General features: G+C 69.0%; 13 protein-coding genes. 6 read left to right on the forward strand and 7 right to left on the reverse strand.

Annotated features, from left to right (window positions below):
* The first annotated feature begins 28 nt into the window (after nucleotides 1-28).
* Both araD and HUK68_RS03025 read left to right on the forward strand, forming a co-directional pair.
* A complete protein-coding gene (gene araD / locus HUK68_RS03020) occupies nucleotides 29-1,756 on the forward strand; it encodes an L-arabinonate dehydratase (RefSeq protein WP_175502855.1) in 1,728 nt (575 codons plus the stop codon).
* 14 nt (nucleotides 1,757-1,770) lie between these two features.
* A complete protein-coding gene (locus HUK68_RS03025) occupies nucleotides 1,771-2,481 on the forward strand; it encodes a ribonuclease activity regulator RraA (protein WP_175502856.1) in 711 nt (236 codons plus the stop codon).
* Nucleotides 2,482-2,530: 49 nt separating this feature from the next.
* Here HUK68_RS03025 and HUK68_RS03030 read toward each other — a convergent pair whose 3' ends face one another.
* Nucleotides 2,531-3,094, reverse strand: coding sequence for a fasciclin domain-containing protein (locus tag HUK68_RS03030; RefSeq protein WP_175502857.1), 564 nt, complete (start codon nucleotides 3,092-3,094; stop codon nucleotides 2,531-2,533).
* 296 nt (nucleotides 3,095-3,390) lie between these two features.
* Between HUK68_RS03030 and HUK68_RS03035 the strand changes: the two genes are divergently transcribed.
* Complete coding sequence (locus tag HUK68_RS03035) at nucleotides 3,391-4,362, forward strand: ferritin-like domain-containing protein (protein WP_175502858.1); 972 nt, start codon at nucleotides 3,391-3,393, stop codon at nucleotides 4,360-4,362.
* 80 nt (nucleotides 4,363-4,442) lie between these two features.
* Nucleotides 4,443-4,589, forward strand: coding sequence for a hypothetical protein (locus HUK68_RS03040; protein WP_175502859.1), 147 nt, complete (start codon nucleotides 4,443-4,445; stop codon nucleotides 4,587-4,589).
* 13 nt (nucleotides 4,590-4,602) lie between these two features.
* Here HUK68_RS03040 and HUK68_RS03045 read toward each other — a convergent pair whose 3' ends face one another.
* Complete coding sequence (locus HUK68_RS03045; RefSeq protein WP_175502860.1) at nucleotides 4,603-5,811, reverse strand: MFS transporter; 1,209 nt, start codon at nucleotides 5,809-5,811, stop codon at nucleotides 4,603-4,605.
* A 179-nt stretch (nucleotides 5,812-5,990) separates the two neighbouring features.
* Nucleotides 5,991-6,587, reverse strand: coding sequence for a TetR/AcrR family transcriptional regulator (locus HUK68_RS03050; protein WP_175502861.1), 597 nt, complete (start codon nucleotides 6,585-6,587; stop codon nucleotides 5,991-5,993).
* A 101-nt stretch (nucleotides 6,588-6,688) separates the two neighbouring features.
* On the opposite strand from HUK68_RS03050, the gene fabF reads away from it, so the two are divergent.
* Complete coding sequence (fabF, locus tag HUK68_RS03055) at nucleotides 6,689-7,960, forward strand: beta-ketoacyl-ACP synthase II (protein ID WP_175502862.1); 1,272 nt, start codon at nucleotides 6,689-6,691, stop codon at nucleotides 7,958-7,960.
* Nucleotides 7,961-8,036: 76 nt separating this feature from the next.
* Here fabF and HUK68_RS03060 read toward each other — a convergent pair whose 3' ends face one another.
* From HUK68_RS03060 to HUK68_RS03075, 4 genes are all read right to left on the reverse strand, one after another.
* Entirely contained in the window at nucleotides 8,037-8,237 is a 201-nt protein-coding gene (locus HUK68_RS03060; RefSeq protein WP_175502863.1) for a hypothetical protein, read from the reverse strand.
* Entirely contained in the window at nucleotides 8,221-9,207 is a 987-nt protein-coding gene (locus HUK68_RS03065) for a GGDEF domain-containing protein (RefSeq protein ID WP_175502864.1), read from the reverse strand. The genes HUK68_RS03060 and HUK68_RS03065 overlap by 17 nt, the downstream gene beginning before the upstream one ends.
* A 151-nt stretch (nucleotides 9,208-9,358) precedes the next feature.
* Nucleotides 9,359-10,816, reverse strand: coding sequence for a PepSY-associated TM helix domain-containing protein (locus HUK68_RS03070; protein ID WP_175502865.1), 1,458 nt, complete (start codon nucleotides 10,814-10,816; stop codon nucleotides 9,359-9,361).
* A gap of 153 nt (nucleotides 10,817-10,969) precedes the next feature.
* Complete coding sequence (locus HUK68_RS03075; RefSeq protein ID WP_175502866.1) at nucleotides 10,970-11,314, reverse strand: DUF2946 domain-containing protein; 345 nt, start codon at nucleotides 11,312-11,314, stop codon at nucleotides 10,970-10,972.
* A 211-nt stretch (nucleotides 11,315-11,525) separates the two neighbouring features.
* Between HUK68_RS03075 and HUK68_RS03080 the strand changes: the two genes are divergently transcribed.
* A complete protein-coding gene (locus HUK68_RS03080; protein ID WP_175505713.1) occupies nucleotides 11,526-13,574 on the forward strand; it encodes a TonB-dependent receptor in 2,049 nt (682 codons plus the stop codon).
* The last annotated feature ends 238 nt before the right edge of the window (nucleotides 13,575-13,812 follow it).

Consider the following 13,812-nt stretch of genomic DNA (forward strand, 5'->3'; position numbering starts at 1 on the left):
GCAGGGCCGGGCCCGGAGAGAAACAAGCATGCAAAGAACCTACGAGAGCCTGCGCAGCGCGCGCTGGTTTGCCCCCGACGACTTCCGCAGCTTCGGCCATCGCTCGCGCGTATTGCAGATGGGCTACGGCTATGAAGACTGGGTGGGCAAGCCCGTCATTGCCATCGTCAACACCTGGAGCGATGCCAACCAGTGCCATGCGCACTTCAAGCAGCGCGTGGAGGACGTCAAGCGCGGCGTGCTGCAGGCCGGCGGGTTTCCGCTGGAACTGCCGGCCATCAGCCTGTCCGAAAGCATGGTCAAGCCCACGACCATGATGTACCGCAACTTCCTTGCCATGGAGACCGAGGAGCTGCTGCGCAGCCACCCCGTCGATGGCGCGGTGCTGATGGGCGGCTGCGACAAGACCACGCCCGGACTGACCATGGGCGCGCTATCCATGGGCCTGCCCTTCATCTACCTGCCCGCGGGCCCGATGCTGCGCGGCAACTGGCGCGGCAAGGTGCTGGGCTCGGGCTCCGATGCCTTCAAGTACTGGGACGAGCGCCGCGCGGGCCGCCTGTCCGACCAGGCCTGGCAGGAGATGGAATCCGGCATCGCGCGCAGCCACGGCACCTGCATGACCATGGGCACGGCCGCGACCATGATGGGCATTGCCGAAGCCGTGGGGCTCACGCTGCCGGGCGCGAGCAGCATCCCGGCCGCCGATGCCAACCATGTGCGCATGAGCGCCGAATGCGGTCGCCGCATCGTCGAGATGGTGTGGCAGGACCAGACGCCCGCGCGGCTGCTGACGCGCGCCAATTTCGAGAACGGCATCGCCTGCGCGATGGCCATGGGCTGCTCGACCAATGCCATCATCCACCTGATTGCGATGTCGCGCCGCGCGGGCCACCCCGTGGGCCTGGAAGACTTCGACGCCATGAGCCGCACGGTGCCGGTGATTGCCAATATCCGGCCCAGCGGCAGCACCTATCTGATGGAGGACTTCTTCTATGCCGGCGGCCTGCGCGCGCTGCTCGAGCGCATCCGCCCGCACCTGAAGACCGAGGCGCTGACCGTGAACGGCAAGACCCTGGGCGAGAACGTCGCGGGCAGCGAGGTGTTCCATGACGACGTGATCCGGCCGCTGGACAACCCGATCTACGCCGAGGGCGCGCTGGCCGTGCTCAAGGGCAACCTTGCGCCCGACGGCGTCATCATCAAGCCCAGCGCCTGCGCGCCGCACCTGCTGCGCCATACCGGGCGCGCGCTGGTGTTCGACGACTATCCCAGCCTGAAGCAGGCCGTCGACGATCCCGATCTGGACGTGACCGGCGAGGACATCCTGGTGCTGCGCAACGCCGGCCCGCTGGGCGCGGGCATGCCGGAATGGGGCATGCTGCCGATTCCCACCAAGCTGCTCAAGCAGGGCGTGAGCGACATGCTGCGGCTGTCGGACGCGCGCATGAGCGGCACCAGCTACGGCGGCTGCCTGCTGCACTGCTCGCCCGAGGCCGCGGTCGGCGGGCCGCTGGCGCTGGTGCAGACCGGCGACCGCATCCGCGTCGATGTGCCCGCGCGCTCCATTCACCTGGAGATTTCCGATCAGGAGATGGCCGCGCGGCGCGCCGCCTGGACGCCCGCGCCGCCCCGCTACGAGCGCGGCTACGGCTGGATGTTCGGTCGCCACATCAAGCAAGCCAATGATGGCTGCGACTTCGACTTCCTTGAAACCACGTTCGGCAAACCCGTGCCCGAACCCGACATCTTCTGACCCGGAGCCACGACATGCACCCAGAAACCCGCGCCGCGCTGCAAAAGGTCAGCACCGCCACGCTCTGCACCGCGCTGTTCAAGCGCGGCCTGCGCAACCAGTTCATCCAGGACGTGCGCCCGCTCAACCCGGGCCTGCCCAACATGGTGGGTGAAGCGTTCACGCTGCGCTACATCCCGGCGCGCGAGGACCGCAACGGCATCGCGGTGTTCCAGGACCGCCAGCATCCGCAGCGCCAGGCGGTGGAGCAATGCCCGGCGGGCGCGGTGCTGGTGATCGACAGCCGCAAGGACGCGCGCGCCGCCTCGGCCGGCGGCATCCTGGTGGCGAGATTGATGCAGCGCGGCGCGGCCGGCGTGGTCACCGATGGCGGCTTGCGCGACAGCCCGGAGATCGCGCGCTACGCCATGCCCGCCTACCACAGCCGCCCCAGCGCCCCGACCAATCTGACGCTGCACGAGGCCATCGAGATCAACGGCGCCATCGCCTGCGGCGACGTGGCCGTGTTTCCCGGCGATGTGGTCGTGGGCGATGGTGAAGGCGTGGTGGTGATTCCCTCCCATCTGGCCGACGAGGTGAGCGCCGAGGCCAGCGAGATGACGGTGTTCGAGGACTTCGTGCAGGAGCAGGTCATGGCGGGCCGCTCGATCCTGGGCCTTTATCCGCCTACCGATGAAGCCCGCCGCGACGACTTCGCCGCCTGGCGCAAGGCCCGGGGGCGCTGAGAGCGGCCGGCGGGCGGCACGCGGCCCGCCACGCCGCCGTGCCGCGCGATCACTTGGGCAGCAGCACCTTGTCGATCACATGGATCACGCCGTTGGACTGGTAGACATCGGCAATCGTCACCGTGGCCGTGCCGCCCATCTCATCGGTCAGCATGACCTTGCCGGCATTCGACTTCGCCACCAGCGTGCCGCCGCTGACGGTCTTGATGCTGGCCATGCCGTTGCCGTCCTTGATCATCTTGGCGATCGCCGCCGCATCCCACTTGCCGGCCACGACGTGGTAGGTCAGCACCTTGGTCAGCGCCGGCTTGCTCTCGGGCTTGAGCAGGGTGTCGACGGTGCCGGCGGGCAGCGCGGCAAAAGCCGCGTTGGTCGGTGCAAACACCGTGAACGGGCCCGGGCCCTTGAGCGTGTCGACCAGGCCGGCGGCCTTGACCGCGGCCACGAGGGTCGTGTGGTCCTTGGAGTTGACCGCGTTGTCGATGATGTCCTTCGACGCCAGCATGGGCGCGCCGCCGACCATCACATCGGCCATGGCCGCCACGGAGGCGGCCGACATCACGACGGCCAGGCCGAACGAGGCGATCTTGCGGGTGGTTTGAATCGATGCCATGGAATGCTCCTTGAGTTGGGGGGATAGCCGAATCGGTTCAGCTGCTACGAATACGCAAGAAGTGAGGGCACTGGATTCAACAATTTCGCGCCACGGCGTGGATTCGTTCAGAGCCAGGCAAAAGTGGTGATCTGGTTACAAATCCGACCAGAAACCTGCATCCAGCCTGCTGCGGCAGTGCGTACTTCCAGACAGCAGGGGATGGCTGCCTGCATCCCTTGCCACACCATGTGCTTTCCACCGAAGGCGCATCTCACCTGGGTACCCGCGCTTGGCGCGAATCGAGAGGAATCACCATGTCCGACGAATCAGTGTTGATGGGTGTCTTGCAAAAACGTGCGCAGAAGCTCGAAGACCGGCGCCAGTTCTTCCGCAAAACCGGCGGGGTTGCCGTGGGGATGGCGGGCGGCGCGATATTGACCGCCTGCGGCGGCGGGGGCGGCGATGCGATTGCCCAGTCCTCGGGGCCGACCGACGAGGAGATCCTGAACTTCGCGCTCAACCTGGAATATCTGGAGTCGCAGTTCTATCACTACGCGGTGTTCGGCACCGGCCTGCCGGCCAACCTGCAAGCCGGTGTGGGCCCGCAGGGGGCGGTGATCGGCGGGCGCGCCGTGGCCTTCCGCGATCCGGTGGTGGCGCAGTACGCCAAGGAGATCGCTCAGGACGAGATCGCGCATGTGGCCTTCCTGCGCCAGGCGCTGGGTGCCGCCGCCGTGGCGCAGCCGCAGATCGACATTGGCGGCACCGATCCCAACGGTGCGTTTTCAGTCGCGGCGCGCGCCGCGGGGCTGGTCGGCGCCGGCGTGGCCTTCGATCCCTATGCCAGCGACGAGAACTTCCTGCTGGGCGCGTTCATCTTCGAGGACGTGGGCGTGACGGCCTACAAGGGCGCGTCGCCGCTGATCACCAACAAGACCTATCTCGAAGCCGCGGCGGGCATCCTGGCGGCCGAGGCCTACCACGCCGGCCTGGTGCGCACCGTGCTGTACGCCAAGGGGCTGGCCACGCCGGCGCTGCGCGATGCCGCTGGTGCCATCTCCGACGCGCGCGACACGCTCGATGGCGCCAGCGATGTGGACCAGGGCATCACCGGCGACGCCACGACCTCGAACATCGTGCCGCTCGATGCCAACGGCATCGCCTACAGCCGCTCGCCTGGCGATGTGCTGAACATCGTCTACCTGAACAAGGAAGCGGCTTCGAAGGGCGGATTCTTCCCGGCCGGCGTCAATGGTTCGCTGGTGATGAGCAGCGCCTACGCCTGACGGCGCTGCCGGTCCACCCGCTTGCGGGCGGGTGGGCCGGCGCGCACAATGGTCCAGCGTTGGCAGACAAGGAGTTCGCCATGGCTTTTTCTCTTCGCACCTCGGGGCACGGGCGCCGGCATCTGCGGCCGGCGACCATTGCGCGCCGCTGCATCGGCGGCCTGCTCATGCTGGCAGGCGCCTGCATCCTCAGCATGGACTTGAAGGCGCTGCTTTTCGGCGCGTGATCCGGGCGCGGCCTCAGCCGTTGCGCTTCTTGTCGGCGCAGGTCCAGGCAAAGATCACCAGGCCGCCCAGCGCCAGCAGCATGCCGACCCAGCCGGTGGATTCCCAGCCCAGGCCCAGCGAGATGGTGATGCCGCCCAGCCAGGCGCCGAGCGCATTGGCCAGGTTGAAGGCCGAGTGGTTGAGCGCGGCGGCCAGGGTCTGGGCCTCGCCCGCCACGTCCATCAGCCGGATCTGCAAGGCCGGGCCCAGCGCCACGGCGGTGCCCACCAGCAGCACGTTGAACGCGCCCAGCCACAGGTGGTGGGCGGTGAAGCAAAACAGCAGCAGCACCGCGGCCGACCAGGTGAGCAGGCCGCCAATGGTGGGCATGAGGGCCTTGTCCGCGAGGCGCGAGCCGACCAGGTTGCCGGCCACCATGCCGACACCGAACAGCGCCAGCACCAGCGGCACGCCGTGCTCGGGCAGGCCGGCCAGGTTCATCAGCGTCGGCTTGACGTAGCTGAACACCGAGAACATGCCGCCAAAGCCGATCGCGGCAATGCCCAGCGTGAGCCAGACCTGCTTGCTGCGCAGCGCGCCCAGTTCGCGCCACGGGCTTGCGCCGGCGGGCGCGGGCAGCGCAGGAATCCAGCGCCAGACCAGGGCCACGGCAAGTACCGCGATGGCGCCGACCAGCGCAAACGCCGCGCGCCAGCCCAGCCACTGGCCCAGTCCGGCCGCGAGCGGTACCCCGACCAGGGTGGCCGTGGTCAACCCCAGCATCACATAGCCCACGGCCTGTGCGCGCCGGCCCGGCGGCGCCAGGTGCGCGGCCACCAGCGCCGCGACGCCAAAGTAGGTGCCGTGCGGCAGGCCGCTGAGAAAGCGCATCAGCACCATGGCCGCATAGCCGGGCGCGATGGCACTCGCGAAATTGCCGATGGCGTAAAGCAGCATCAGCGCCATCAGCAGCGCGCGGCGCTGCATGCGCGCGCCGAGCACGGCCAGCACCGGCGCGCCGATCACCACGCCCAGCGCATAGGAGCTGATCAGATGGCCGGCGTGCGGAATGGAAACGCCCAGGTCCCGGGCCGCATCGGGCAGCAGGCCCATGATCACGAATTCGCCGGTGCCGATGCTGAAGCCGCCCACGCCCAGGGCCAGCAGGGCCTTGAGGAAGGAACGGTCGGAACTGCTGGCGGAGGCCGGATGGGATGGAGATGGTATGACGGGGTTGACCATGGGCGGGCGGGCAATGGGAACGCCACCGGCCCCAGGAGGCCGGCGACGGATGCGATGGAGAAATCAGGAAAAAGGCCGGGAGCGCGAAATGGCAAAACCTCGACCGCAGTTTACATTTTCCTAGGGTTTTCCCTGGCCATGGCTGCCAGCATCTGCATCGTCCCCAGGGGCAAATTCCTCTATCCCGCGGCCCGCGCGCCCGCAACCAGCTGTTCGCGCAGCGTGCGCAGGATTTCTTCCGACAGCGCGGGATTGCCGGCCGCCGTGGCGCGCGCCAGCGCCAGCGCGCCGACCATGCTGCTCAGCAGGGCGATGGTCTGGGCGCGCTTTTGCGCGGGCCCGCCTTCGAGCACGCGCATGAAGCGCTGGATGTTGCGCTCCACGCCCTGGGCAAAGACTTCGGACATTTCCGGGCCGGCGCGCGCCGCATCGGTGGCCAGCGCGGCGGCGGGGCAGCCTTCGCCAGGATGGTCGCGGTGGCTGGTGGACAGGTAGCTGTCGACCATGGCCTGGAGCTTTTCCATGGACGAAGCATGGGCGTCCTGCTCCAGGCCGTCGAGCGGCGTGATGGTCCATTCGAAAGCGCGCAGGCAGGCCTCGCGCGCCAGCGCATCCTTGGACTCGAAGTGGCGGTAGAGCCCGCCATGCGTGAGGCCGGCATCGCGCGTGATCTCCGCGACCCCGACGCCCTCCAGGCCTTTCTCGCGGTACAGCCGGGCCGCGGCATCGACAATGCCGGCGCGGTGTTCGGCGGCTTGGGCTTTGCTGACTTTCATGGGTTAGATGATACCCATCATCAAAACTCAATTATGATGACGGCCATCATCAATAGAGCCGGGCCGGCATGCTGCAGCCCTGGCAAGCGAAAGGTGCGGTTATGGGTCGACGTGTCGTGATCACCGGCTTGGGGCTGGTTTCTCCGCTGGGTTGCAACGTGGAACTGGCCTGGCAGCGGCTGCTGGCCGGGCAGTCGGGCGTGCGTCCTCTGGACCCCGAAGTCAGTGCCGGCACCGGCGCCTCCGTGGCGGGCCGCGTGCCTTCGCTGGAAGAAGATCCGGAAGGCGGCTGGAGTCCCGAAGCCCTCATTCCCGCCAAGGAACTGCGCCGGCTGGACCGTTTTGGCGCCTTCGCGCTGGTTGCGGCCGATCAGGCGCTGGCGCATGCGCAATGGCGGCACGCCACGCCCGCGCAGAAGGAGCGCGCGGCGACCATCATCGGCTCCGGAGTGGGCGGCTTCGGCACCATTGTCGACGCGGTGCGCACCACCGATGGCAAGGGGCCGCAGCGCCTGTCGCCGTTCACGGTGCCGGCGTTTCTCGCCAACCTGGCCGCGGGCCAGGTGTCGATCCGCCATCAATTGCAAGGCCCGATCGGCGCGCCGGTCACGGCCTGCGCCGCGAGCATCCAGGCGATCGGCGATGCGGCGCGGCTGATCCGCAACGACGAAGCCGACATGGCGCTGTGCGGCGGCAGCGAGGCCACCATCGACCGCGTGGCGCTGGGCAGCTTTGCGGCGGCCAAGGCGCTGTCGAATTCGGGCGCCGGCAACCCGGCCACGGCCTCGCGGCCGTTCGATGCGGCGCGCGATGGCTTCGTCATGGCCGAGGGCGCGGGCCTGCTGGTGCTCGAATCGCTGGAACATGCGCTGGCGCGCGGCGCCACGCCGCTGGCCGAAGTCGTGGGCTACGGCACCTCGGCCGATGCCTACCATGTGACGTCGGGTCCCGAAGACGGCTCGGGCGCGGCGCGCTCGATGCGCATGGCGCTGCGCCAGGCGCAGCTGCAGCCGCAGGACATCCAGCATCTGAATGCCCACGCGACCTCGACCCCCGTGGGCGACCGCGGCGAGCTGGCCGCCATACGCCAGGTGTTCGGCACGGGCCAGGGTCCGTCGATCACCGCCACCAAATCCGCGCTGGGCCACATGCTGGGCGCGGCCGGCGGCGCGGCCGCGATCTTCACGGTGCTGGCGCTGCGTGACCAGACCGTGCCACCGGTGCTCAATCTCGAGCAGCCCGATGCGCTGGCCGAGGGCCTGGACCTGGTGCGCGGCGCGGCGCGCACGCAGGCCATCGAGCACGCCATGCTCAATGGCTTTGGCTTTGGCGGCGTCAATGCTTCGCTGATCCTGCGGCGCTTCGAGCCCTGACCGGGGCGTGCCGCGGGCGCTGTGCCCAGGCAAGCGCGGCCGCGGTGCAGAGCGTGGCGGGCGCCAGCAGTCCCAGCTAGGTGGCAAGCGCGGGCGCGAAGTCCATGCGCGCCCGCCAGGCCCACAGTGCAAACGCCAGGCCCAGCGCCAGCGCGGACAGGTCGAAGCCGCCCATCACCCAGTCGCCGGCGCGCAGGGAATGCACGAGGTGCCGGTCGGTGGTGATGGCATTGAGCAGCGGCAGGGCGCCCCGAGCCGGCTCAATCCACCGCGACAAAGCGGTTCTTGCCTGCCATCTTTGCCGCGTACAGCGCGCCGTCGGCGCGGTGCATCCAGCTGGCCGCAGCTTCGCCCAGGCGGCGCTCGGCCACGCCGATGCTCACGGACAGCGGCAGGCCATGCGTCTGGAGCGCATGCACGGCATCGACAATGGCCTGCGCCAGCAACTGCGCGCCGGCCAGGTCGGGCACGCTGGCCGCGACCGCAAACTCCTCGCCGCCCAGGCGTGCGATCGGGTGGCGCGGGCTGGTGGCGCGCAGGATCTTGCCGACTTCCACCAGCACCTGGTCGCCGGCCGCATGGCCCAGCCTGTCGTTGATCTGCTTGAAGTCGTCGATGTCTATCATCAGGAAGAAGCCGCGCCCGCCGGTGCCCTCGACTTCCTCCATGAAGGCCCGGCGGTTGGGCAGGCCGGTCAACGTATCCTGGTAGGCGAGCGCATGCAGCTGCTGCTGCAACTCGAACACCGTGCGCCGGATGTGGCGGTAGGCGCTGCAGACCGCGACCCCCGTGAGCAGCGCGCCGCCGACGGCCAGCAGCGTCAGCAGCGCGTCGAGCGGGCGCTCGAACTGCGGCTGGATGACATAGAAGTCGGTGGCCCAGATCAACGCGCCGGACAGCAGGTAGTGCAGCGGCCGGATATGGATGGCGGCGCTGGGCAGGCTCAGCATCAAGCCGATCGGCAGCAGCCAGTAATCGGGATGGCCGATGATCAGCGCCACCTGCGCCAGGCAGCCCGCGCTGATGGCCAGCACCGTGGTGGACAGGATGAACAGGGTGCCCACCGAGCGGACTTTGGTCGCGGCCCAGCAGCACAGGCCCGCCAGAATCACCCACAGATACAGCGCGCTGGGTACGTCATGGTGGATATCCACCAGCAACAGGATCACCAGGCACGCCAGCGTGGCAATCACCTTGCACAGGATGGCCACCGGCCGCAGCTGGGAGAAGCTCTTTTGCTGAAACAAGTGCTCGCTGTTCTGCATCGCTGAAGAATCCGGAGTGGCGTCTCCATGCATTATCCAGCGGGATGGCGCTGGAAAGGCTGCCGTCACGATGTCGGACGGGGCGCCCGGCGAGGGGCGCCCGGCGAGGGGCACCCGGCTAGGGGCGCCCGGCTCAGGCCGGCTGCACGCGCCGCGCGAAGGCCAGCCAGTCGAGCAGCGCCATCACCAGCATCGAGGCGCCAACCAGCGGGAAGAGTGCACCGCCCACCAGCAGCAGCGCCAGCACTCCCGCCTGCAGCTTGCGGTTCGCCGGCTGCGGCGGCACGCCCAGGCGGCCCGCGGGGCGGCGCTTCCACCACATCACGGCGGCGCTGGCGCACAGCAGCACGATGCCCAGGCAGGTCACGACCAGCAGTGCCTGGTTGAACACGCCCCATTCCATGCCCAGGTGCACATTGATGCCCCACTCCAGCGCCCGGCCCATGGGCCCGTAGTCGGCATAGGACATGTCCAGCAGCGGCTTGCCGCTGTATTGGTCCAGATGCACCACGCGCTGGCGCGACAGGTCGCCCGGATAGACCGAGCCCGAATACACGCCCTGCGCCCCGCGCGGCATCTGCACCGCATAGCCGGGCGCGAGGCCCAGGCGGTCGAAGGCGGCCACGGCCTGGTCGAGGCTCAGGGCCGAGGGCGGCGCGGGCATCTGCGGCGCTGCATGGCCCGCATGCGCCATGTGCCCTTCGTGGCCGTCATGGCCGGAATGGCCGTCGTGGTCTTCATGGCCTTCATGTTCCTCATGTCCTGATTCCGGCAGCCGCGCCTGCTGCAGCGACCACGCCGGCGTTTCGCCATCGGCCAGCTTCATGTCGGACATTGGCACCTGCACGCGCACGCCGGCCGGATAGCCGTAGTTGTGGCCGTTGGCCCACTGGTTGATCTGGTTGCCCCACAGGACCGACCAGGGCATGCCGGTGATGGACAGGAACAGCAGCATGCCGCCCACGCCCAGGCCCGTGACCGCATGCAGGTCGCGCCAGAACAGGCGCTTGGCGGGCGTGCCGCGCACGCTCACCACGCCGCCGGAGCGCCCGCGCGGCCACCACAGGTAGATGCCGGTCAGCACCAGCAGGATGGCCCAGCCGGCCGCGATCTCGATCGCGCCGCGCGCCACGGGGCCGAAGTACTTGAGGCTGTGCAGCTTGCGAATGGTCCAGGCCACGCTGCCGCCGTCGGGCAGCGTGCCCAGCACCTGCGCGCGGTAGGGGTCGACGAACACCGCGAGCCGTTCGCCGGCCGTGGTGGCCACGAGCGCCTCGGCGCTGCGCGTGGCGCTGGCCGGCGGCGTGTACTTGACCAATGTGCCCGGGTGCGCGGCGAGCGCCGCCGCCGCGAGTTCGGTGGGCGCGCGGGCCGGCGTTGCGGCCTGGGCCACGGTCAGCAGCCGCTGGTGGAAGAAGCCGTCGATCTGGTTCTTGAACACATAGAGGCCGCCGGTGACGGCCAGCCAGATCAGGAACGGCAGCACCAGCAGCCCGGCATAGAAATGCCAGCGCCAGACCGCGCGGTAGAGGTCGGGGGAGCGACGTTCGCGTTCGGCGCGCAGGCCGTTGTGCGTGAGAGAGGTCGTCATGGAAATCCTGGGTTCGCGCGCGCCGCAGACAGGAAGGCACGCGCTGCTATGCAACAGCCTGCGCCCGGCGCGCGGCGCGGTCGGCCGGGCGCAAAGGGCGCAATGCGGACCGCGGCGCGCAGAGCTTGCGGCCAGGCGGCAGATGGAAGCAGTTCAGGCCAGTGCGGGCGGCCCGCGCGGTGGAAAGCGCGCGCCGCTGCGCGCCGCCACCTGCGCCGTGTGCCGCGGTGCCGGCGCGGGCGCCAGCGGCTGCGTGGCGGCTCGCGCCATCTGCGGCGGCGGTGCCGGCAGCGAGGCCGCAAGGCACAGCGCGCAATCGAGCGTGTGCTGGGCGGCGTCATGGTCCACGGCCACCAGCGTCATCGCGCCGTCGCCGTGGCAGACCATCTCCATGCGCTGCGGATGCATCAGCGGCGATGCGCCGGCGACTCCCAGCACCAGCAGATAGCACGCCAGGACGAGGCGCAGCAGGGCTGAGGAGGGCGGCGGGGAATGCATGCCGGGATTATCCCCAGTTCCGCCGAGCGACGTCGGCGGCTGCCGCATAGGGCGGGCGCACCCGGGGCCTTGCGGGCGCAGTGTGAAATGGATGGCTATTGATCTTCATAAATGATAGATTTGAACTATGAAATCATGGTGTCCATTTCTATCGCCTTGCGGTGTGCTCTCGACCATTTCCGCGCTGTTGGCGCTGGGCGGTTTCCCCCCTATGGGCTGGGCGCAGACGCGCCCGCCACTCCCCACCGTCGAAATCCATTCTTCGGGCGAGGGCCGGCTGGAGCGCACGCTGGCCACCGGCAGCCGCCTGGACCTGAGCGTGCGCGACACGCCGGCCAGCGCCGAAGTGCTCACGCGCGCGCAATTGCAGGCACGCGGCGAGCGCCAGCTGCTCGACGCCGTCACGCGTGCCGCCGGCATGACCGCCCTGGGCCACACCGGCAACAGCGCGAGCCTGTCGGCGCGCGGCTTCACCCATACCAGCGCGGTGATGCGGCTGTATGACGGCACGCGCCAGTATGGCGGCGTGGGCCTGAGCTTTCCCTTCGATACCTGGGCCATCGAGCGCATCGAGGTGCTGCGCGGGCCGGCCTCGGTGGTGCATGGCGATGGCGCAATTGGCGGTGTCGTCAACATCATCCCCAGGAAACCCACGCGCGGGCCGGTGCGCAACGAGGTCCAGGCTACGGCCGGCAGCGCAAACCAGCGCGCATTCGCACTGGGCAGCGGCGGCGCCATCGACGGCCAATGGTCCTACCGGCTCGATCTGAGTGGCGAGCAGGGCCGGGGCTGGGTGGAGCGTGGCGATTTCCGCAGCCGCATGGCGAGCGCGGCGCTGCGCTGGGATGCCAGCGCCGATCTGCAACTGCAGCTGGCGCATGCCCAGGGCCGGCAGGCGCCGGCGCGCTATTTCGGCGTGCCCTTGATCGACGGGGTGCAGGATCCGGCGCTGCGCCGGCGCAATTACAACGTGGAAGACAGCGATATCCGCTTGCGCGACCGCTGGACCGAGCTGGGCGCGCAATGGGCCTTGAATGAGCATGTCATCGTGCGCAGCAAGCTGTACCACATCGCCAGCGACCGGCACTGGCGCAATGCCGAGACCTATGCCTTCAACACCGCCACGCGCCTGATCGAACGGCCGGAGAACACCGAGATCGGCCATGCGCAGACGCAGACCGGCAATACCACCGATGTGAGTATCCGCAGCGTGCTGTTCGGGCAGGACAACCAGCTGTCGCTGGGGTTCGACATCAACCGGGCGTCGTTCCTGCACCGCCACGACGCTTACACCGGCAGCGCCGCCCCGGTGGACCCCTTCCACCCGCAGCCAGGCCACTACTTCAGCGCCGGGCCCTACCTGCCGCGCGCGCGCAACCGGGCGCAGCAGTACGCGCTGTTTGCCGAGGACCGGCTGGCGCTCTCGGACCGCTGGTCGCTGGTGGCGGGCGCGCGCTTCGACCATGCGCGGCTGTCGCGCGAGGACCTCGCGGCCGGAACCGATGCGTTCGAGCGCCGCTATGCGCACGTCGGCTGGCGGCTGGGCAGCGTCTACCAACTGCGGCCCGCGCTGTCGCTCTATGCGCAGGTAGCGCGCGCGGCGGACCCGGTCAGCGGCCTGCTGATGCTGTCGGCGGCGAACGCGCGGTTTGATGTCTCCCGCGGCCGGCAGTTCGAGGTCGGTCTCAAGCAGACTTTCTGGCAGGGCTGCGGCGACTGGACCCTGGCCGCCTATGCAATCACCAAGGACAACTTGGTGACGCGCGATGCCAGCAACCCGGCCCGGCGCCTGCAGGTCGGCAGGCGCTCGTCACGCGGCATGGAAAGCACGCTGTCGCTGCAGGCCACGCAGGCGCTGCAGATCGAGGCCAATCTCGCGCTGCTGCGCGCGCGCTATGGCGATTTCAGCGAGGCCATGGGCAACGGTGTGGTTTCGCGCAATGGCATGGTGCCCACCGATGTGCCCGAGCGGGTCGCGAATCTCTGGGCCCACTGGAAGTTGCAGCCCGGCTGGGTGCTGTCGGGCGGACTGCGCCATGTCGGCAAGCGCTATGCCAACCACGCCAACACGCTCGTGCTGCCGGCCTACACCACCGCGGATCTGGCGCTGCAATGGCAGGCCACCGCGTGCACCACGCTGGCGCTGCGCGGGTTCAATGTGTTCGACAAGGCGTTTTTCTCCACGGCTTACTACACCACCACCCAGTGGTTCGCGGGCACGGGGCGGCGCACCGAATTGACGCTGAATCACCGCTTCTGATGCCAACGGTGTCCATGTAGGCGCAGGACTTGCCCATGTTGAGGTCTGGACCGACCCTGCGCTGCTGGGGGCTGGCGTCAAATGATTCCTATCCCGCAACCCGATGCCGTAGGCACGGCAGATGGCCCTCGTTCGTGGTGAGCCTGCCTCACCGGCCGCGTCGAACCATGAAGGGCCAGTCCTGGAGAACCGGACCGTGATCCTTCGACGCGGCCGGCGAGGCAAGCTCAGCACGAGC

The organism is Comamonas antarctica, assembly GCF_013363755.1.
Lineage (GTDB): Bacteria > Pseudomonadota > Gammaproteobacteria > Burkholderiales > Burkholderiaceae_C > Comamonas > Comamonas antarctica.

Bases quoted from the DNA above. Each gene is read 5' to 3' on its own strand.
- HUK68_RS03040 (WP_175502859.1), top strand. From the start codon at position 4,443: ATGGCTTTTTCTCTTCGCACCTCGGGGCACGGGCGCCGGCATCTGCGG.
- HUK68_RS03070 (WP_175502865.1), bottom strand. From the start codon at position 10,816: ATGACGACCTCTCTCACGCACAACGGCCTGCGCGCCGAACGCGAACGT.
- HUK68_RS03080 (WP_175505713.1), top strand. From the start codon at position 11,526: ATGGGCTGGGCGCAGACGCGCCCGCCACTCCCCACCGTCGAAATCCAT.
- HUK68_RS03075 (WP_175502866.1), bottom strand. From the start codon at position 11,314: ATGCATTCCCCGCCGCCCTCCTCAGCCCTGCTGCGCCTCGTCCTGGCG.
- HUK68_RS03045 (WP_175502860.1), bottom strand. From the start codon at position 5,811: ATGGTCAACCCCGTCATACCATCTCCATCCCATCCGGCCTCCGCCAGC.
- HUK68_RS03035 (WP_175502858.1), top strand. From the start codon at position 3,391: ATGTCCGACGAATCAGTGTTGATGGGTGTCTTGCAAAAACGTGCGCAG.
- HUK68_RS03030 (WP_175502857.1), bottom strand. From the start codon at position 3,094: ATGGCATCGATTCAAACCACCCGCAAGATCGCCTCGTTCGGCCTGGCC.
- araD (WP_175502855.1), top strand. From the start codon at position 29: ATGCAAAGAACCTACGAGAGCCTGCGCAGCGCGCGCTGGTTTGCCCCC.
- fabF (WP_175502862.1), top strand. From the start codon at position 6,689: ATGGGTCGACGTGTCGTGATCACCGGCTTGGGGCTGGTTTCTCCGCTG.
- HUK68_RS03025 (WP_175502856.1), top strand. From the start codon at position 1,771: ATGCACCCAGAAACCCGCGCCGCGCTGCAAAAGGTCAGCACCGCCACG.
- HUK68_RS03050 (WP_175502861.1), bottom strand. From the start codon at position 6,587: ATGAAAGTCAGCAAAGCCCAAGCCGCCGAACACCGCGCCGGCATTGTC.